The 18,840-nt window shown below is 74.1% G+C and carries 16 protein-coding genes, 1 tRNA gene and 2 pseudogenes; 10 read left to right on the forward strand and 9 right to left on the reverse strand.

Annotated features, from left to right (window positions below; translation table 11 throughout):
* The first annotated feature begins 157 nt into the window (after positions 1-157).
* Entirely contained in the window at positions 158-625 is a 468-nt protein-coding gene (locus REH70_RS20260; protein WP_396134711.1) for a PD-(D/E)XK nuclease family protein, read from the forward strand.
* A 126-nt stretch (positions 626-751) separates the two neighbouring features.
* Here REH70_RS20260 and REH70_RS02270 read toward each other — a convergent pair whose 3' ends face one another.
* Positions 752-1,690, reverse strand: coding sequence for a phosphotransferase (locus REH70_RS02270; RefSeq protein WP_310751751.1), 939 nt, complete (start codon positions 1,688-1,690; stop codon positions 752-754).
* Between the two features lie 78 nt (positions 1,691-1,768).
* On the opposite strand from REH70_RS02270, the gene nudC reads away from it, so the two are divergent.
* A complete protein-coding gene (nudC, locus tag REH70_RS02275; protein WP_310751753.1) occupies positions 1,769-2,800 on the forward strand; it encodes an NAD(+) diphosphatase in 1,032 nt (343 codons plus the stop codon).
* A gap of 82 nt (positions 2,801-2,882) precedes the next feature.
* On the opposite strand, the gene REH70_RS02280 is transcribed toward nudC, so the two are convergent.
* Complete coding sequence (locus tag REH70_RS02280; protein ID WP_310751756.1) at positions 2,883-3,146, reverse strand: mycoredoxin; 264 nt, start codon at positions 3,144-3,146, stop codon at positions 2,883-2,885.
* A 95-nt stretch (positions 3,147-3,241) separates the two neighbouring features.
* Entirely contained in the window at positions 3,242-3,589 is a 348-nt protein-coding gene (locus tag REH70_RS02285) for a hypothetical protein (RefSeq protein ID WP_310751760.1), read from the reverse strand.
* Between the two features lie 152 nt (positions 3,590-3,741).
* Between REH70_RS02285 and REH70_RS02290 the strand changes: the two are divergent.
* The 3 genes and pseudogenes from REH70_RS02290 (at position 3,742) to REH70_RS02300 (ending at position 6,534) form a co-directional block, all read left to right on the forward strand.
* A pseudogene (locus REH70_RS02290) lies at positions 3,742-5,726 on the forward strand (ATP-dependent helicase).
* A 162-nt stretch (positions 5,727-5,888) separates the two neighbouring features.
* Positions 5,889-6,044 (forward strand): hypothetical protein, encoded by a 156-nt coding sequence (locus REH70_RS02295; protein WP_310751763.1) that lies wholly within the window; start codon positions 5,889-5,891, stop codon positions 6,042-6,044.
* 241 nt (positions 6,045-6,285) lie between these two features.
* Positions 6,286-6,534 (forward strand): WhiB family transcriptional regulator, encoded by a 249-nt coding sequence (locus REH70_RS02300; protein ID WP_396134712.1) that lies wholly within the window; start codon positions 6,286-6,288, stop codon positions 6,532-6,534.
* Here the strand turns inward: REH70_RS02300 and REH70_RS02305 are convergent.
* Both REH70_RS02305 and REH70_RS02310 read right to left on the reverse strand, forming a co-directional pair.
* On the reverse strand, positions 6,520-7,224 hold the full coding sequence (locus REH70_RS02305; RefSeq protein WP_310751768.1) for a ThiF family adenylyltransferase: 705 nt from the start codon (positions 7,222-7,224) through the stop codon (positions 6,520-6,522). The genes REH70_RS02300 and REH70_RS02305 overlap by 15 nt on opposite strands.
* 629 nt (positions 7,225-7,853) lie before the next feature.
* Complete coding sequence (locus REH70_RS02310; RefSeq protein ID WP_146900230.1) at positions 7,854-8,015, reverse strand: DUF5679 domain-containing protein; 162 nt, start codon at positions 8,013-8,015, stop codon at positions 7,854-7,856.
* Between the two features lie 225 nt (positions 8,016-8,240).
* Here REH70_RS02310 and REH70_RS02315 point away from each other — a divergent pair, with 225 nt between their 5' ends.
* The gene (locus REH70_RS02315; RefSeq protein WP_396134638.1) at positions 8,241-8,927 is read left to right on the forward strand and encodes a YgjP-like metallopeptidase domain-containing protein; all 687 of its coding nucleotides are present in this window, start codon (positions 8,241-8,243) and stop codon (positions 8,925-8,927) included.
* A gap of 19 nt (positions 8,928-8,946) precedes the next feature.
* Here REH70_RS02315 and REH70_RS02320 read toward each other — a convergent pair.
* Positions 8,947-10,490, reverse strand: a pseudogene (locus tag REH70_RS02320) (zinc-dependent metalloprotease).
* 220 nt (positions 10,491-10,710) lie between these two features.
* Between REH70_RS02320 and REH70_RS02325 the strand changes: the two are divergent.
* Positions 10,711-11,922 carry a S16 family serine protease gene (locus REH70_RS02325; RefSeq protein ID WP_310751772.1) on the forward strand — a complete coding sequence of 404 codons (1,212 nt, stop codon included), beginning with the start codon at positions 10,711-10,713 and terminating at the stop codon, positions 11,920-11,922.
* Positions 11,923-11,964: 42 nt separating this feature from the next.
* On the opposite strand, the gene REH70_RS02330 is transcribed toward REH70_RS02325, so the two are convergent.
* Positions 11,965-12,570 carry a PPA1309 family protein gene (locus REH70_RS02330; protein WP_310751775.1) on the reverse strand — a complete coding sequence of 202 codons (606 nt, stop codon included), beginning with the start codon at positions 12,568-12,570 and terminating at the stop codon, positions 11,965-11,967.
* A 114-nt stretch (positions 12,571-12,684) separates the two neighbouring features.
* Here REH70_RS02330 and REH70_RS02335 point away from each other — a divergent pair, with 114 nt between their 5' ends.
* Positions 12,685-15,720, forward strand: a complete 3,036-nt coding sequence (locus REH70_RS02335) for a UPF0182 family protein (protein WP_310751778.1) — start codon at positions 12,685-12,687, stop codon at positions 15,718-15,720.
* Positions 15,721-15,830: 110 nt separating this feature from the next.
* Positions 15,831-15,904: transfer RNA gene (locus tag REH70_RS02340), tRNA-Met, on the forward strand.
* Between the two features lie 289 nt (positions 15,905-16,193).
* Here REH70_RS02340 and REH70_RS02345 read toward each other — a convergent pair.
* Complete coding sequence (locus tag REH70_RS02345) at positions 16,194-16,883, reverse strand: flavodoxin (RefSeq protein WP_310751780.1); 690 nt, start codon at positions 16,881-16,883, stop codon at positions 16,194-16,196.
* Positions 16,880-17,764: a helix-turn-helix transcriptional regulator gene (locus REH70_RS02350; protein ID WP_310751784.1), complete on the reverse strand. Its 885-nt coding sequence runs from the start codon at positions 17,762-17,764 to the stop codon at positions 16,880-16,882. Before REH70_RS02350 ends, REH70_RS02345 begins: the two co-directional genes overlap by 4 nt.
* Positions 17,765-17,843: 79 nt before the next feature.
* Between REH70_RS02350 and REH70_RS02355 the strand changes: the two genes are divergently transcribed.
* A protein-coding gene (locus tag REH70_RS02355; protein ID WP_310751787.1) for an IS5 family transposase occupies positions 17,844-18,753 on the forward strand; the annotation gives its coding sequence in 2 pieces (ribosomal slippage) (positions 17,844-18,212 and positions 18,214-18,753; 909 coding nt in all).
* The last annotated feature ends 87 nt before the right edge of the window (positions 18,754-18,840 follow it).

Raw genomic sequence — 18,840 nt, forward strand, 5'->3', positions numbered from 1 at the left:
TGCGTGAACCGCGCGCCGACGTCGCGCTGCCCGCGCACCTGTCGGCGTCCGCGGTCGTGCGGCTCGCGGCCGACCGCGACGCGTTCGCCGAGGCCCTGCGCCGCCCGGTGCCGCTCGAGCCGTCGGTCCAGGCCCGACGGGGGACCGCGTTCCACGCTTGGGTCGAGCGCTACTTCGGCGCCGCCTCGCTGGTCGACGTCGAGGCGCTGCCCGGTGCCGACGACGACTCGATCGCGGTCGACGCCGACGCCGCGGAGCTGCGCGCGCGGTTCCTCGCGACGCCGTGGGCGTCGATGCGACCCGCGCCGTCGAGGTCGACATCGAGACCCCGGTCGCCGGCTACGTGCTGCGCTGCCGCGTCGACGCGGTGTTCGAGCAGCCGGACGGTCGGGTCACGGTCGTCGACTGGAAGACCGGGCGCCCACCGGCCGACGCCGTCGCCTCGCGCGCCCGCGAGGTGCAGCTCGCGGTCTACCGGCTCGCCTGGTCACGCTGGTCCGGGACGCCGATCGACCGCGTCGACGCGGCGTTCTGCTACGTGGGATCCGGGCAGACCGTGACCCCGGAGCGGCTCCTGGACGAGGCCGAGATCGAGGCGCTCCTCGACGAGGCTGCGACGGCGTGACCGGCCGAGGCGTGTGACCGGCGAGGCGTATGGGCGGCTGCGACGGCATGACCGGCGAGGCGTGGGACCGGCGAGGCGTGGGACCGGCTGCGACGGCGTGACCGGCGACGGTCCGCGCGAGGAGGCTCAGGCGAGCGACGGCTCGGTGTCCGCCGCCCGGGTGTGCTCGTCGAGCTCCTCGAGCATCTGCACCGCGTCCGCGACCACGCTCGGATCCCCGGCGCGCACGCCGTACAGCAGCCATCGGGCCAGCGCGAGCTCCCCGGCGAGCAGGGCGCGGTCGAGCAGGTGCGGGTCGGTGAGCTCGGTGCGGCGCAGCTGGTACGCCTCCAGGATCGACTCGACGGCGTCCTCCGGTGCGGCGACGACGAGCCACGCGAGGTCGTCGGCGGGGTCGGCGACCTGAGTGTCACCCCATGCCAGCACGCCGGTGATCGAGACGCCGTCGCTGAGCACGTGCTCGGCGCTGAGGTCGCCGTGCACGACGGTCGGCTGGAAGCGCCACATCGCGACATCCTCCAGGCGCTCCTCCCACCGGCGCAGCAGCGCGGGCGGCACCTTGCCGGTGCGGGCTGCCTCGTCCAGCTCGGCGAGCCGGCGGGCCCGGTAGGACTCCGCGTCGTACGTCGGGAGCCCCGCGTTCTCGACCAGGTCGACCGGCAGCTCGTGGAGCGCGGCGATCGCGCGACCCAGCGAGGCAGCAAGACCAGGTCCCGCGGCCAGGGCGTCGATCCGCAGCGGCCGGCCGGCGACCTCACGGTGCACGACCGCACGGCCGCCCTCCGGCAGGTGCGCGAAGCCGGCGGGGCGGGGCGCCTGGAAGGGCACGCGACCGGCGTCGACGTGCTCGGCGAGCAGCTCGAGCAGGGCAGTCTCGGCCTCGAGCGTGGCGCCCGCGGCGGGGGTGACCGGTGCCCGGACCACCCAGCGGCGCCCCTGGGCGTCGATGACGACGGCGACGTCGTGGTCTCCGCCGGTCTGCGCAGGGCGCCGGACGTCGAAGGCATCCATCCCGGGGATGGCCACCGTCGCCAGGGCGGCGAGCGCGAACGGAGAACGAGGCACGGCGTAGAGCGTAAGCGGCGTGGACGCCGATCCGGCGCCCCGGCGCGGGTGTGTCACGTCCGGGTTAGCGTGACGTCCGTGAACTGGTCCGAGATGCCCCTGGCCCGCGCCACCGTCGACCGCGCGGCCGAGCGCCGGACCGACCCCGACCTCGTCGCGCACCTGCGCGCCGACCCGACCACCCGGGTGGTCCTCGTCCGGGGCGCGACGGTTGCGACCGTCGGTGCCAGTGCCAGTGCCAGTGCCAGTGCCGGTGCTGGTGGTGGTGTCCGGCTCGACCTGCTCGAGCCGGACGACGCCGACGGCCTGGACCCGGCCGAGGAGGGATGGCTCTTCCTCGGCGCCGACGCGGACCACGGCTATCTGGCGCGCGTGCTGCCCGACCCACGTCCCGAACCGGTGCCGCCGGCGGAGCCCGCCGACATGGAGGGCTTCTGGCCACCGCAGGCCGACGAGGACCCCGCCGCGGCCGCCCGCGCGGAGCGGATCGCCGCCCGCGAATGGTCGCACCTGCGCACGGTCGGCGCGGCCATGCCCGCGCGGGACGCCGGGCTGGGCACCACGGCGGTCGCACTCGCCGCCTGGCACCGCAGCCACCGGTGCTGCCCCCGCTGCGGGACCCCGACCGTCGTCGGGCAGGCCGGCTGGGTGCGGAGCTGCCCCGCGGACGGTCGGGACCAGTACCCGCGCACGGACCCCGCCGTGATCATGGCGGTCGTCGACGACGACGACCGGCTGCTCCTCGGGCACGCGTCGCACTGGCCGGAGCGGCGCTTCTCGACGCTCGCCGGATACGTCGAGCCGGGCGAGGGGCTGGAGCAGGCGGTGCGGCGCGAGGTCGACGAGGAGGTCAGCGTCGCGATCGGCGAGGTGACCTACCGCGGCAGCCAGCCGTGGCCCTTCCCGGCCTCGCTCATGCTCGCGTTCGTCGCCCGCGCCACGACGACGGACATCACGGTCGACGGCGCCGAGGTCACCGAGGCGCGGTGGTTCACCCGCGCGGAGCTCGCCGCGGCCGCAGGGTCCGGCGAGGTGCTGCTGCCGAGCCGGACGTCCATCGCCCGCGCCCTCATCGAGGAGTGGGCGGGCGCGCCGCTGCCGGGCGAGTAGACCGGCAGCGGCCGCGGGCACCGACCGGCCGGCGTGCAGCGGGACGGCGCCGGTCGCCGGAGCCGAGCGTGCGGCCGAGCCGTCAGCTGCCGAGTCGCGCCTTGACGTCGGCGAGCGAGGGGTTGGTGGCCGCGGAGCCGTCGGGGAAGACGACCGTGGGCACCGTCTGGTTGCCGCCGTTGACCTGCTCGACGAAGGCCGCCGCCTGCGGGTCCTCCTCGATGTTGACCTCGGTGTAGCCGATCCCGACGGAGTCGAGCTGCGTCTTGAGGCGACGGCAGTACCCGCACCAGGTGGTCGAGTACATCGTGATGCTGCCCGGGGCGGGTGTGGCGGTCGTCGTCATGGGTCCTCCGTGGTCGGCGCGTGCGTGCGCATCGTGCCCGAAGGGCCGACGCGGTCGCCAGCACAACCGCGCCGGCGGGCACCGCCATTCCCGGGTCAGCGCACGTGGTCGTCCGCGTCGACGGGCGGCAAATCCTCTGCCGCGCGTGCCGGCCCCGGCGCCGTGGGGGACCACCGCGCAGCCGCGCTCCCGACGCCCGACGCCGCCCCCACCGTCAGGAGGGCGAGTGCGAGGCCCTGCCGCTGCGCCCGGAGCTCCGTGCACTGGAGCAGCGCGTCGGTGTCCACGGCGCCGTCGGGGCCGAGGCCCTGGCCGACGAACGCCGACCCGCAGGAGAAGAAGAAGCCGGGCAGCGGGGCGAACCCGGCCACCAGGCCGCCGGCGACGAGTGCGGCACTCGCGGCGTACGCCGCTCGGTGCAGGGCGGACCGTGGGGTCGTCATGACGCGGACCGTAGCGGCCGCCACCCGGCGGCGGGCGGATTCGGTGGTCGGCGGCAGGTGCGGTCTGCTGTCCGGCTCCGGCCGGGCGTGCAGCACCGGGGAACGGGGACGTGTGTCGGTCCGTGTGGGTGGCGGCTGGGAAGATCGTGCCGATGTCCGCCGACGAGATCCTCGAAGCCCTCGACCCCGACCAGCGGGAGGTCGCCCTCGCGCTGCGCGGGCCCGTCTGCGTGCTCGCCGGCGCCGGTACCGGCAAGACGCGGGCGATCACGCACCGCATCGCCTACGGGGTGCGCACCGGCGTCTACACGCCGACCACGGTGCTGGCTGTCACGTTCACCGCGCGCGCCGCGGGGAGATGCGGACCCGGTTGCGTGAGCTCGGCGTCGTCGGCGTGCAGGCCCGCACGTTCCACGCCGCGGCGCTGCGCCAGCTGGGGTTCTTCTGGCCGAAGGTCGTCGGCGGGGCGCCGCCCCGCATCCTGGAGCACAAGGCGCCCGCCGTCGCCGACGCCGCCGGGCGCCTGTCCCTGTCGGTCGACCGGATCGCGATCCGCGACCTCGCGAGCGAGATCGAGTGGGCCAAGGTGTCCCTCGTCACCGCCGACGACTACGTGCGTGCGACGACCGCCGTCGACCGCCCCGCGCCCGCCGGCTTCGACCGGCAGACGGTCAGCCGGCTGCTGGCGCGGTACGAGGACGTGAAGACCGAGCGCGGCGTCATCGACTTCGAGGACGTGCTGCTCATGCTGGCCACCATGCTCGGCGATCGCGGTGACGTCGCCGAGACGGTGCGTGCGCAGTACCGGCACTTCGTGGTCGACGAGTACCAGGACGTCTCCCCGCTGCAGCAGTACCTGCTCGACCAGTGGCTGGGTGGTCGCGACGAGCTCTGCGTGGTCGGCGACCCCAGCCAGACGATCTACTCCTTCACCGGTGCGACCCCGCACCACCTGCTGACGTTCCCGAGCGTGCATCCCACGGCCCAGGTGGTCCGGCTGGTCCGCGACTACCGCTCCACGCCGCAGGTGGTCGGCCTGGCGAACCGGGTCATCGCCCAGCGCGGACGCCGCGGGGCGCCGGCGCTCGAGCTCGTCGCCCAGCGTCCGTCGGGTCCTCCGGTCCGCTTCACCGCCTACGACGACGACGAGTCGGAGGCGGCCGGCGTCGCCGCTCGCGTCGCACGTCTGATCGCGAGCGGCACGCGGACGAGCGAGGTCGCGGTGCTGTACCGGACGAACGCGCAGTCGGAGGCCTTCGAGCAGGCCCTGGCGGCCGCGGGGGTCGGCTACCTCGTGCGCGGGGGCGAACGGTTCTTCGCCCGCCGCGAGGTCCGCGAGGCGATCGTCCTCCTGCGCGGCGCGGGACGGTCCGCGGACGCCGACACCCCCATGCCGCAGATCGTGCGCGACGTCCTGCTCTCGGTCGGCTGGTCGACGGAGCCGCCCGCGGCCCGCGGGGCGGCCCGCGAGCGTTGGGAGTCGATGCAGGCGCTGGTGGCGCTCGCCGACGACCTCGCAGGCCGGCAGGGGGCCTCGTTCGCGGACCTGCTCGCCGAGCTCGACGAGCGCGCCGCCGCCCAGCACGCCCCGACGGTCGAGGGGGTCACGCTCGCGTCGTTGCACGCCGCGAAGGGCCTGGAGTGGGACGCCGTGTTCCTCGCCGGCATGAGCGAGGGCCTCATGCCCATCTCGCTCGCGGAGACCGACGAGGCCGTCGCCGAGGAGCGGCGCCTGCTGTACGTGGGCATCACCCGCGCCCGCGAGCACCTCGAGGTCTCCTATGCGCGGTCCCGCAATCCTGGCGGTCGCGCGTCGCGACGGCGCACACGCTTCCTCGACGGGCTCTGGCCGGAGGACGGCCCGCGCCGGCGCACCGGTGGAGCCGCGGGGCGCCCGCTGCTGACCGGGGAGTACGACGAGGCGCTGCTCGCGGCGCTCAAGGACTGGCGCGCGCAGGTCGCGGCGGAGGTGGACCGGCCCGCGTTCACCGTGGTGTCCGATGCTGTGCTCGCGGCCGTCGCCGAGACGCGTCCGGCCTCCATGGCGGACCTCGCCCGGATCAAGGGCATCGGCCCCCTCAAGCTCGATCAGTACGGCTCGTCGTTGCTCGCGCTCGTGTCCGGCCGGACGCGCTGACCTGCAGCGACGCGCCGCGGGGCGACGCGGTGGGACGACGTCAGGCATCCGGCGGATAAATCGCTTGTGTCCCCTGATCGGGCGGGTCTACCTTCATCGGTGTCCGAGGTCGAGAGCGCGCGCCGTAACGGTGCGGGCGTAGGGAGTGAGGAGGCGGGAGTGATGGAGAAGAACACGTATGTCCAGGCGGCTCTCGTCGCCGACCGGGCACGGCGCATGCCGGTGCCCACCCTCGCCGGACTCCGGGGCGGAGCTGTGCCCTTCGACAGCTCCTTCCTCGCCCGCGACTCCGCTCACCCCAGGATCCTCATGGTCTGACCCGACCAGATCCAGGCCGCGGAGTCCGTCACGGAACCGCGGCCTTTCTCTTTGTCCGGACGTCGTCCGGGGAGAGGTGTCACGGCCACCGCGTCGGACCCCGCCTCACCCCGTACCGACGCCAGGACAACAGGAGGACATCGTGCGGCAGAGCATGCTGCTCGACGCAGACCAGGGCGGATCCGGACCCTGGCCGGCCACCGTGGCCGACCCGACCCAGGACCGCCGCGACTTCGACGAGATGGTCGCCGGCCTCGTGCCGTGCCGGAACAACGACCCCGAGCTGTGGTTCGCCGAGCAGACCGCGCGGGTCGAGCAGGCGAAGGCGCTGTGCCGGGAGTGCCCGCTGGTCGCCGGGTGCCTCGCGGGTGCCCTCGAACGTGAGGAGCCGTGGGGCGTCTGGGGCGGCGAGGTGTTCGTCGGCGGCGTCGTCGTCGCGACGAAGCGGGGCCGGGGACGTCCGCGCAAGGACGCGTCACCGGCCGCCTGAGGCCTGCCGCCGGTCTGCCGGGCTGCGCACCAGCGCGCCCGGCAGACCGGCGCACCCGCACTCGGGGTGCACGGCCCACCGGCGCAGGCGTGGGACGGCGTCGGGGAGCGCGATCTCGAGGCTCGCGCCGACAGCCGTCGGCGTACGGCCGTCGAGCTGCGCCAGGACCTGGCCGGCGGCGAGCGCACCACCGACCGCCGCGAGCACGGACTCCTCCGCCGGTCGTCGGCCGCGGGGTGCCGCCGCGAGCTGCGCCGCCAGCACCGGCCACACCGGGTCGGCCGCGGTCCGGTGCAGGTCCACGCAGCGCAGGCACGGCGACGCACCCGGGCGGACCAGCGGTCCGACCAGGATGTCCGCCTCACGCACCACCACCGACAGGTGCACGACCTCGGCGGACATCATCGTCCGGGCCCGCGCCGCGTCCGCGACCCCGTGCTCGACGCTCACGACGACGTCCGGGTGGGCGGCGGTCGGCGCGGACGTGCGCACCTGCGGCGCGAGGTCGCGCATGATGCGCGCCGCGGCCGCCGCCCGCGGCGACCCGACGTCGCGGGCACCGAACCCGCCGACGCCCAGGTCGGCGGTCGTGACCGGGGCGTCGTCCTGGAGCAGGAGCGTGCCCACACCGGCCGACGCGAGCACGCACGCCGCGGTGAGCGCCAGACGTCCCGCGCCGAGGAACCCCACGACGCGGTCACCCCGGGCGCGGACCAGCGCGTCGCCGTCTCCGTCGTCGAGGACGAGCGACCAGGCGGCGGCGTCCGCAGCGGTCCCGGACGGCAGCGGCGCGGTCGCGGGTGCCGTCCGCCGGGGCGCGGCGCGACCAGCAGCCGGGCGTCGGTGAGCGCGCTGACCAGGGCTCCGGCGCCGGGTCCGGCCGGGGACGGGAGGGCATCGGCGTCGTCCCCGGAGCCGGTGGGTGCCCCGGCGGGAGCGTCGACGGCGTCCTGCGTCGCGCGGGTCCCGCGGGCGCCGCCCGCGGACGGGCGGTCGAGGTCGGGGAGCGCGGCGCCGTCGGGCAGCGAGGTGAGCGCGTCGACCTGGTCGGGGCGCAGGCCCGCCAGCCGGACGGCCCACCGCGGGTCGGTGCCGACCTGGACCTCGTCGGGGCCGCGCCACAGCACGGTGAGTCCCGGTCGCAGCCGCACCGGCAACCACCTCCCGGCCCCCGTCGGGACCGCGCGTGCGCCGGTCCGCCCCTGCCAGGGTGCCAGCCGGCAGGTCGCCGGTGCCGTCGTCCACAGGGGAAGCCGAAGGGGCGGCCCGGTACGCCGTGATCGACGTTCGGGCCGCCCCTTCAGCGGTGTGCGGTGAGCTCAGGCCTTGCCGAGGATCCGGTTCAGCTTGGTGCCGCACACGGGGCAGATGCCCTTGGCCATCTTGCGGCCCGACTCCGAGACGACGACGTTGCCCTCGGTCTCGCGCTTCTCCTTGCACTTCACGCAGTAGAACTCGCCCTTGTAGGTCTCATCGGCCATGTGATGGGTCTCCGTTCGATGTCTGTGCGCCGTCGCGGGGTCCGGCGGTCGGCGGCAGGGGCGTTCGGCCGGGCGGCCTCGGATCCCCCTGCACGGCCACAGTAGTGGCCGACACGCTCGACCACGCGCGATCGGGCCCGCGCGCCGCCGCTCGCCGCGGCCCGTCCGGGCGACTTCGGCCTGTCCCGCCCGTGCGTGTGGGACCCGCCCGCTAGCGTCAGCATCGTGCAGTCGTCCACGCCGTCCGGCCCTATCGAGGTGCGCCGGAGCCGCAAGCGGGTGCGCACCGTGACCGCCTTCCGCGACGGCGAGACCACGGTGGTGTCCATCCCCGCCCGGTTCACGCGCGCCCAGGAACGGGAGTGGGTGCACCGCATGGTGACCCGCCTGGCGGCCCAGGAGCGCCGCCGCCGCCCGTCGGACGAGGGACTGGCCGCACGGGCGGTCGAGCTCTCGGACCGGTACCTCGACGGCCGCGCGCGCCCGACGAGCGTCACGTGGTCCTCCCGGCAGGGGCGCCGCTGGGGCTCGTGCACGCCGGTCGACGGCACCATCCGGATCTCGACCCGGGTCCGCGGCATGCCGCGCTGGGTCACCGACTACGTCCTGCTGCACGAGCTCGTCCACCTGCTGCACCCGGGGCACGGGCCGGAGTTCTGGGCGGCGCTCGAGGCCTACCCGCGCACCGAGCGGGCCCGCGGCTTCCTCGAGGGCTTCTCCTACCGGGACGACCGCGGCCCGGGCGACGACGACACCGACGACACCGACGTCGGCGACACGGACGCCGACGACACGGACGCCGAGCGCGACGACGGGCACCGCGGCGCCGAGGACGACGTCGTCGGGTACCCACCCGACGACGTCGCCGGTCACCTCCCCGACGAGGTTGACGGCCCGCGCGAGCAGGCCTGACCCGACGTCGCCGGCGGGACTACGCCTTCTCGTCCGAGGGGTCGCCGTCCGCGGCGTCGTCGCCGGCAGACTCGTCGCCGACAGATCCGTCGCCGGCGGACTCGCCACCGGCGTTCTCGTCGGCGGCCGGGGAGGGGGCGGCTCCCGGCGCCGCTGCTGCCGCGGCGTCGTCGGAGCGGCCGAAGATCTCCTCGAGCGCACGGTCGACGTCGGCGTGCGCGTCCTCGCTCTCCGAGCGCCGGGCCGCGTAGCCGGTCGGGTCGTCGAGGTCCTCCGCGGTGGGCAGCAGGTCGGGGTGGTCCCAGACGGCGTCCCGAGCGCTCGTCCCACCCGCCCGGGTGATCTGCGCCCACAGCGCGGCGGCGTCCCGGACCGCCGGGGGCGCAGCTCCAGGCCGACGAGCGACGCGAACGTCTGCTCGGCGGGGCCCCCGGCGGCGCGACGGCGCCGGATCATCTCGCGCAGGGCGACGGCGTGCGGCAGGTGGGGGAGCGCCGCGGCAGCCACCACCTCGTCGACCCACCCCTCGACGAGCGCGAGCGCGGTCTCCAGGCGACCGAGCGCGGCCTGCTGCTCGGATGTGGTGTGCGGCGAGAACACCCCGCCGGACAGTGCGGCCTGCAGCGCCTCCGGGTCGGTGGGGTCGATGGACCGGACGGCCTCCTCGAGGCTCTCGACGTCGATCGTGATCCCGCGGGCGTAGGCATCGACGATGCCGAGCAGGTGCCCGCGCAGCCAGGTGACGTGGGTGAAGAGCCGGGCGTGCGCCGCCTCGCGCAGCGCGAGGAACAGCCGCACCTCCTCCAGCGGGGCGTCGAGGCCGTCGGCGAAGGCCGCGACGTTGGTCGGCAGCAGGACGGTCGCGGGCTCGCGGAGCAGCGGCAGCCCGATGTCGGTGGCGCCGAAGGCCTCGCGGGACAGCGTCCCCGCGGCCTGGCCCACCTGCATGCCGAACACCGCCGAGCCGAGCTGGCGCAGCAGCTGGGTGGGGTCGATGCCGCCCGCGCCACCGAGTGCGTCACCCGTGCCGCCGGGCAGCGCGAACCCTGCGGGCATCCCGAGGCCGGGCGGGAGGCCGAGACCGGCCGCTCCGTCGGCGCCGTCGGTCCCGAAGGCGTCCCCGAGCTGGCTGCTCAGCGCGGACGCGAGCGCGTCGGCGAGCGAGCCCGCGACCGGCTCGGCCAGGGTGCGCCAGGTGGGCAGGGTGTGCTCGACCCACTCTGAGCGGCTCCACGCGCGGGAGCCGCCACCCGACGGCGGCAGGTCCGTCGCGGCGTCGAGCCACAGCTCCGCGACCGACAGCGCCTCGGTCGTGGCGCGCACCTGGGTGCGGGTGAGGGAGGGGTCGCCCTCGGCCACGGCGGCCTGGCGGGCGACGTCGTGCGCGACGTCCCAGTTCACCGGCCCGTCACCGGACGCGGCCAGCATCCGCTGCACCTGCGCCAGGACGTGGCCGAGCGACTGGGCGTCCGCCGGCAGGCCCGCCGCGGCGGCCATCGATGCCGGGTCCATGCCGCGGGCACGCAGCTCGCGCATCGCCTCGTCGGCGTCCGCGCCGAACATCGACCGCAGCAGCTCTTCCCACTGCGGGGCTCGCCGCCGGCGCCGGCGGGGTTCTCGCTGGTCATGGGTGCCTCCTGGTCGACGGCGGCGGACGGTCCACGGTAACCACACGCGCCTGGGCGCCCGGGGTGGTGCGCCCCGCTCCACGGGCCGGTTCGCTCTCGGCGCAGCCCGTCCGGGCGGCACGGCTGCGCGGGCCGTCGTGGGGGATGATCGTGCGGTGCCCGAGCCGTCCCACCCTTCCGAGACCGTCGCGCGCGCCCAGGCCGGAGCGGATGCCGAGCCGCTCGTGAGCCCGGTCGACGACCGTGTCGCCGGCGCCGACCCGGCTGCCGTGGACGCCGACGCCGACGGCGACGGCGCCGCGCCTGACGCACCGATGGCGCCCTCGCCGCGATCGGTGACCCTGAGCATCGCGGTGCTCGTCACCCTGCTCCTGCTCACGGTGCTCGTGTTCCTGCGGGTGCCGTACGCGGTGAGCGCACCCGGCCCGACGCGGGACACGCTCGGCGAGGTCGACGGTCGACCGCTCATCGAGGTCGAGGGCACGGCCACGTACGAGTCGACCGGTGAGCTCCTCCTGACGACCGTCTCGGTCGCCGGGGGTCCGGGCTACCCCGTGACGCTGCCGCAGGTGGTGGCGGGATGGGTGTCGTCGGCACGCACGGTGCGGCCCGTCGAGGCCGTCTTCGCCCCCGACATCACGCAGGACCAGCTCGACCAGCAGAACCAGGCGGCGATGACGTCGTCGCAGGAGAGCGCCACCGTCGCGGCCCTCGAGGAGCTCGGCTACGAGGTACCGGCCGAGCTGCTCGTGGCGGGCGCGGTGGAGGGCACCGGCGCCGCCGGTGTCGTGCAGGAGGGTGACGTCCTCGTCGCGTTCCGGGGCGAGCCGGTCGAGTCCTACACGGCTCTCATCGGCGCCCTGGACACGACCGAGCCGGGCACCACCGTGACCCTGAGCGTCCTGCGGGACGGCAAGCCGCTCGACCTGGACGTCGTGACCGGCGAGCGGCCCGACGGCGGCAGCCAGCTCGGGGTGTTCATCGACCCGCAGTTCGACCTGCCGGTCGACGTGACGATCCGCATCGACGACATCGGCGGTCCCAGCGCGGGGCTGATGTTCGCCCTCGGGATCGTCGACCACCTGACACCCGAGGACGAGGTCGCGGGTGAGGTGGTGGCGGGTACCGGGACGATGGACGTCGACGGCGCGGTCGGGCCGATCGGCGGCATCCGCCAGAAGCTCGCCGGCGCCGAGCGTGACGGGGCGGACTGGTTCCTCGCGCCGTCCGACAACTGCGCCGAGGTCGTCGGGCACGTCCCGGACGGGCTGCGCGTCGTCCGGGTCGCGACCCTGGCCGAGGGGCGCGACGCGATCGAGGCGATCGGCGCCGGAACGGCCGACGACCTCGCGACATGCACCGGCTGACGGTCGGGCCGGCTGACGACCGCCGTCAGCCGGCGGTCGGCCTCAGCTGAACGTCGCGCGGAGCGCCTCGAGCAGCCCGGGCACGAGGTCCGGGCCGATCGCGACGTCGTCGTCGGCGTCGTGCGCGCGAGTGCGCAGGGCCGTCCACGACTCACCGCTGCGCAGGGCGCCGACGGCGATCCGCACGTCCTGGCGGTCGGGGTGCGCCATGAGGTAGGCGAGCGCGGCGTCGTCGTCGGTGGGCATGCCCTCCTCCGCGGCGGGCGGCAGCATGACCCGCTCGACGACGACGGCGGCGCCGTCCACGGTCGAGGGCCACTGCAGGCCGCCGAGGAGCTCCTCGAGGTCGGTCGCGGGCGGCAGGCCCTCCTGCTCGACGGAGGTCAGGTGGGTCGGGTCGGTGCGCGCGGCGTCGACGACCTCGGCGGGAAGCTGGTCGGCGAGCTCCGGTGACGCCTCGAGGGCGCGGGCGGTGCGCACGAGGGCGAAGACGCGCACCGGGCCGTCCCAGCCGGCGGTCGCGACGTGCCGCTCGATCTCCCGGACGGCATCGGCCAGGGCGGCTTCGACCGGTCCGAGGATGCGGTCGGGGACGGGCGGGACGGGGGCGTCGGGCGTGGCGGCGGGCCCGGGGGTCTCGTCGGTCATGTGCCTCATCGTCGCACCCGTGTGGGAACCTGGGCCTCACCCCAGGCGTTCACCCGGTGCCGGGTGCACCGCCCGGGAATCCATCCGTTCGTCGACGACGAGGACCGCCACGCCGTGAGCTTCACCGCACAACCCCGCCGGCCCGCCGGCCCGCCCCCACCCCGCCGCCGCCGCGGCCCGCTCGTGCCGACGCTCGTGGTGCTCGCCGGTCTCGCCGTGCTGCTGATGTTCCTGGCCCAGATCTGGACCGAGGTCCTCTGGTACAACCAGGTCGGGTACACCCAGGTGCTGCGCACCGAGTGGTTCACCCGAGGCGGCCTGTTCGTGGGCGGGTTCCTGCTCATGGCCGCCGCCGTCGCCGCGTCCCTGCGCATCGCCTACCGGTCGCGCCCGGTCTACGCGCCGAGCACGCCGGAGCAGGCGAACCTCGACCAGTACCGCGAGGCCGTCGAGCCGCTGCGCAAGCTCGTCATGGTCGCCGGTCCGGCGCTGCTCGGCTTCTTCGCCGGCGCCGCGGCCTCCCAGCAGTGGGAGACGATCCAGCTGTGGATGAACGGCGTGCCGTTCGGCCAGGACGACCCGCAGTACGGCATGGACCTGTCGTTCTTCATCTTCACGCTGCCCGGCCTGCGCTTCGTCGCGTCGTTCCTCATGGCGGTCGTGGTGATCAGCGCGATCGGTGCCATCGCCACGCACTACCTCTACGGCGGCATCCGCATCGGCGGGCCCGGCCCGCACACCACCAAGGCCGCGCGCGTGCAGCTGTCCGTCCTGGCCAGCCTGCTCCTGCTGCTCGTCGCCGCGAACTACTGGCTCGACCGGTACTCGCTGCTCATGGAGTCCGGCTCGGGGCAGCGCTTCCAGGGGGCCTCCTACGCCGACGTGAACGCGGTGATCCCGTCCAAGGAGATCCTCGCGGCCATCGCCGTGCTGGTCGCCCTGATGTTCGTCGTGTACGCGGTGCGCGGGAACTGGCGCATCCCGGCGATCGGCGTCGGCCTCATGGTCGTCTCCGCCGTCGCGATCGGCAGCATCTACCCGATGGTCGTGCAGCGGTTCCAGGTGACGCCGAACGCGCAGGAGCTGGAGGAGGAGTTCATCCAGCGCAACATCAACGCGACCCGGACCGCCTTCGACCTCGACGACGTCGAGGTCACGCCGTACTCGGCCACCACCGAGGCGACCCCGGGCGCCCTGCGGCAGGACGCCGAGACCGCGGCGAGCATCCGTCTGCTCGACCCGACGATCGTCAGCCCGTCCTTCCGCCAGCTGCAGCAGAACAAGCAGTACTACGGCTTCCAGGACACCCTCTCGGTGGACCGGTACGACATCGACGGCGAGAGCCGCGACACGGTCATCGCCGTGCGCGAGCTCAACCTTGAGGGCCTGGGCACGCAGCGCACCTGGGTCAACGACCACACGATCTACACCCACGGGTTCGGCGTCGTGGCGGCCTACGGCAACACGACCAGCGCGGACGGGCAGCCCGCGTTCTACGAGGGCGGCATCCCGCCGGTCGGTGAGCTCGGCGACTACGAGCCGCGGATCTACTTCGGCCAGAACTCGCCGAACTACTCCATCGTGGGTGCGCCCGACGAGACCAACCCCTGGGAGCTCGACTACCCGGACGACGAGGCGGGCGGGCAGGTCAACAACTCCTTCCCGACCGACCAGATCGAGGCCGGCCCGAGCGTGGGCAACATGTTCAACAAGCTGCTCTACGCGCTGAAGTTCGGTGACGAGGAGCTGCTGTTCTCCGAGCGCGTCACCGAGGAGTCGCAGATCCTCTACGACCGCGACCCGCGCCAGCGGGTCGAGAAGGTCGCGCCGTACCTGACGATCGACGGCCGGGTGTACCCCGCCGTCGTCGACGAGAAGGTCGTCTGGATGGTCGACGGCTACACGACCACCGACTCCTACCCGTACTCCACCCTCGCCCAGCTCGACGACATCACGGAGGACTCCCTGACGGCGCGCGGTGCGGTCGCCGGGCTGCTGCCGCAGCAGGCGAACTACATCCGCAACTCGGTCAAGGCGACCGTCGACGCCTACACCGGCGAGGTCACGCTGTACGCGTGGGACCCCGAGGACCCGCTGCTGCAGGCGTGGTCCGGGATCTTCCCGAACACCATCGAGCCGATGTCCGAGATCAGCGGCGACCTCATGAGCCACATCCGGTACCCGGAAGACCTGTTCAAGGTGCAGCGCACGCTGCTCGCCCGGTACCACGTCGAGGACGCCAACGACTTCTACACGACCCAGGACTTCTGGACGGTCCCGAACGACCCCGTCCAGGAGGTCGCGGTGGCCCAGCCGCCGTACTACCTGACCCTCCAGATGCCCGGGCAGGAGCAGCCGGCGTTCTCGCTGACGTCGACGTTCATCCCGATCGGTGGTGAGCGCGAGGTGCTCACCGGGTTCCTCGCGGCCGACGCGGAGGCGGGCAACGTGGCCGGTGAGCCGGCCGAGGGCTACGGCAAGCTGCGGCTGCTGGAGCTGCCGCGGAACACCACGGTCTCCGGTCCGGGTCAGGTGCAGAACCAGTTCAACTCCGACCCGACCGTGTCCCGTGAGCTCAACCTGCTGCGGCAGGGCGACTCCACGGTGCGGAACGGCAACCTGCTGACCCTCCCGGTCGGTGGCGGTCTGCTCTACGTGCAGCCCGTCTACGTGCAGTCCTCCAGCGGCACGCAGTACCCGCTGCTGCGCAAGGTGCTGGTCGCGTTCGGTGACGAGGTCGGCTTCGCCGACACGCTCGGTGAGGCGCTCGACCAGGTGTTCGGTGGCGACTCCGGCGCCGACGTCGACGCCGACCCGGTGGACGTCGGCCCGACGGCGCCCGACCCCGAGGCGCCGCCGGAGGCGCCCGCGGCCGACCCGGGTGACGACCCGGCGCCCACGCCGACCATCGCGCCGGAGCCGGACGAGACCGAGGCGCCGGACGCGCCGACCACCCCGGTCCCGGTGCCCGACGCCGGTGACGCGCGCGCGCAGCTCGACCAGGCGCTGGCCGATGCGAACGCCGCGTACACCGAGGGCCAGGAGGCCCTGGCAGCCGGTGACTTCGCCGCCTACGGCGCGGCGCAGGAGCGGCTGCAGGCTGCGATCGAGGCCGCGATCGCGGCCGAGGGAGCGCTCGGCGGCGGGTGAGTGGTGCGTCGGCGCCGGGTGACCGGCGCCGACGTGATCGGCCTCACGTCCCGGGCCGGGCTCTGGATTTCCCAGGGCCCGGCCCGGTGACGTAGAGTACGGATCACCGACGCGGGGTGGAGCAGCTCGGTAGCTCGCTGGGCTCATAACCCAGAGGTCGCAGGTTCAAATCCTGCCCCCGCTACATGTGAAGTGGCACGTCAGAGGCCTTCTCGATCTCAGGATCGAGAAGGCCTCTGGCGTTCTGGTAAGCACTTGGTCAGCGGCGGACGCCCCCGGATGCTCGCGGACGTGTGCGCCCGCAGCGGGACTCAAGTCCTTGCTCGCCGACTCTGGACCCCCCGCGCGATGCCCCCAAGGCCCACGCCACGGCTTCGTTAGCGGGCAAAGCAGCGCGGAAGTCCGTTGCCGTCCCGCGATCTTCAACACGCCGGGTCCACACGCGCGTGCAGCGGCATGACCGGGCGATCAGCTCACGCCACCAGCGCGACCTCGCGCAGCCACCGCTCGACGTCCGGGCCGGCATCGGTGACTTCCTCGCCCTGGATGGCGAGGCCGGCGCCGATCGTGGCGCCTGCGGCGAGCTCGGTGTACACGGCGACGGAGCGCCCGAGACCGCTCATCGCGTGAGTCGTGACGGGCAGCACGCGCTTGCCTTCGAAGGAGACGGACTCGACGAAGGTGGACATGATCATCGGGGGCCGCACGTTCCAGATCGGGCTGGCGAGGATCACCGTGTCGCACCCGGTGAGGTCGGGAAGGGGTGAGGCGATTGCGGGCCGGGCGTCCTGGTCCTGCTCACGGACGTTGCGCGCGACTGTCTCCTCGTAGTCGGCCGGGTATGGCTCGGCGGCCTCGATCCGGTAGGTGTCGAGCTCGACGCGGTCAGCGATCATGGCCGCCAGGACCTCGGTGTTGCCCACCTCGAGGGTCCGCCGTTCGCCGTACCAGTAGTTCTCCCCGGGCCGGGAGAAGTACACGAGCAGCGTGCTGGTTCCCGGTGAGGGCGAGGCTGTCGGCGGCATCGGCGTGGGCTCCTGGCTCTGGGTGGGGCCCTGTGCGGTGTCGGGGGCGGCGCAGCCGGCCATGGCGAGCAGGGTTGCCCCGCCGCTGCCGGCGAGGAGCGCGCGCAGGAAGGTTCGCCGGCTGGTCGGCGGTGTCACGCGTCCGGCGCGGTGAGCGCGTCGGTGCGGGTGGCGGCCAGGGACGCGAGGAGGGCCAGGCCGTCGGCGGCGGGTGTGCCGGGGGCGGAGCTGTAGGCGATGAAGACGAGCCCGGGCTGCTGCGTGAGTTCCATGACGTCGTACTCGAGCGAGAGGACGCCGACCTCAGGGTGGCGCAGTCGCTTGATGCCGGTCCGGTGCAGACGGACGTCGTGGGTGGCCCACAGGGTGCGGAAGGTCTCCGAGCGGGTGGACAGCTCGCCGACGAGGTCGGAGAGCGGCTTGTCGTAGGGGTTGTGGCCGGCGGCCCCGTGCAGGGCGGCGACGCAGTCGTGGGTGACCTGCTCCCAGTCGGGGTAGTAGTCGCAGGCCGAGGGGTCGAGGAAGGCGTACCGCGCGCTGTTCGGTGGGGTGCCGGTGTGCTGTGCGAAGCGGTAGACGGGGCTGAGCAGTTCACGGGCCATCGCGTTGTCCGCGACGACGTCCATGCGGGAGTCGCGGACGTAGGCCGGGACGGTGGCCATCGCGTCCAGGACCCGCTGCAGCGAGGGCTGGACCTGGTTGCGCGGCGTCGGGGTGCGGCGCCGACGCGCGGGCTGGTTGGCGGCGTGGGCAAGGTTGCGCAGGTGCAGCAGCTCGGCCTCATCCAGTCGCAGCGCGGCGGCGATCGCGTCCAGGACGGCGTCGGAGGCGCCGGCGAGGTTTCCCCGCTCCAGGCGGGCGTAGTACTCGGAGGAGACACCTGCCAGGACGGCGACCTCGTCACGGCGCAGGCCCGCAACGCGCCGTCGCCCGGTGCCGGCGGGCAGGCCGACGTCGGTCGGGTTCAGCCGGGCGCGACGGGAGCTGAGGAAGTCGCGCACCTCATCACGTTGGTCCATGCCCTCGACGGTACGAGCGCGCGTGCCGGCTAGGGCGTGTCTCCCATAGATGCGGTGAGGCTCGCGGCACTGTGACGGGGTGACGACTTCTCGGTACCGGGTGTTCTCCGATGATCAGTGGGCACGGGTCGAGCCGTTGCTGCCCTCGAACGCGGGCCGGCGTGGGCACCCGTTTGGTGACAACCGTCGGGTGGTCGAGGCGATCGCGTACCGGTACCGCACCGGGATCGCGTGGCGTGACTTGCCGCGGGAGGAGTTCGGGCCTTGGCAGACGGCGTGGAAGAGACATCGCCGCTACGCCGCCGACGGCACGTGGGACCGGGTGCTGGCGCGGCTGCTGGCCGAGGCTGACGCTGCGGGCAAGGTCGACTGGGCGGTGTCGGTGGATGCCACGATCACCCGGGCGCACCAGCACGCGACGAACACGACCCGTCCCGAGCAGGACACAGGGGGCCGGGTCGAATCACAGGAATCAGCTGCCGGCTGAGCGTGAACCTGCAGGTCACGGCATCGGACGCTCGCGAGGTGGGCTGACTACGAAGATCCACGCGGCGGTCGACGGGCGCGGACGCCCGCTGGCTGCGGTCGTCACCGGCGGGCACCGCAACGACGGCGCCGTGCTCGCCGCGGTCCTCGCCGACATCCGGGTCCCCAGGATCGGTCCGGGCCGCCCGCGCACCCGTCCCGATTCCGTGATCGCGGACAAGGCGTACTCGGCCGGGACCTACCGGCGCGCCTTGCGCGCCCGCGGGATCGCCGTCGTCATCCCGCAGAAGTCCGACGAGATCGCCGCCCGCAAACGCCGGGGCTCACGCGGCGGCCGACCACCCGGCCTGGACACCGACGCCTACAAGCGCCGCAACGTCGTCGAGCGCCACTTCGCCCTGGCCAAGCAGTGGCGAGGACTGGCCACCCGCTACGACAAGCTCGCCATCACCTACCGCGCCGCCGTCATCCTCGCCGCCTGCCTCATCTGGTCACGCATATAGGAGACATGCCCTAGCCATGCACTGCCAGTGCACCCATAGCCGGGACGTTCCTCGCGGTGGTCCTAGGTGATGTGGTGGGAGCACACC

It is taken from the genome of Cellulomonas sp. ATA003 (genome assembly GCF_031582905.1).
In the GTDB taxonomy this organism is placed as follows: domain Bacteria; phylum Actinomycetota; class Actinomycetes; order Actinomycetales; family Cellulomonadaceae; genus Pengzhenrongella.

Excerpts from the sequence above, each read along its gene's own strand:
- REH70_RS02330 (WP_310751775.1), bottom strand. The coding sequence starts at position 12,570 with ATGACCGACGAGACCCCCGGGCCCGCCGCCACGCCCGACGCCCCCGTC.
- REH70_RS02295 (WP_310751763.1), top strand. The coding sequence starts at position 5,889 with ATGGAGAAGAACACGTATGTCCAGGCGGCTCTCGTCGCCGACCGGGCA.
- REH70_RS02285 (WP_310751760.1), bottom strand. The coding sequence starts at position 3,589 with ATGACGACCCCACGGTCCGCCCTGCACCGAGCGGCGTACGCCGCGAGT.
- REH70_RS02300 (WP_396134712.1), top strand. The coding sequence starts at position 6,286 with ATGGTCGCCGGCCTCGTGCCGTGCCGGAACAACGACCCCGAGCTGTGG.
- REH70_RS02280 (WP_310751756.1), bottom strand. The coding sequence starts at position 3,146 with ATGACGACGACCGCCACACCCGCCCCGGGCAGCATCACGATGTACTCG.
- REH70_RS02310 (WP_146900230.1), bottom strand. The coding sequence starts at position 8,015 with ATGGCCGATGAGACCTACAAGGGCGAGTTCTACTGCGTGAAGTGCAAG.
- REH70_RS02350 (WP_310751784.1), bottom strand. The coding sequence starts at position 17,764 with ATGGACCAACGTGATGAGGTGCGCGACTTCCTCAGCTCCCGTCGCGCC.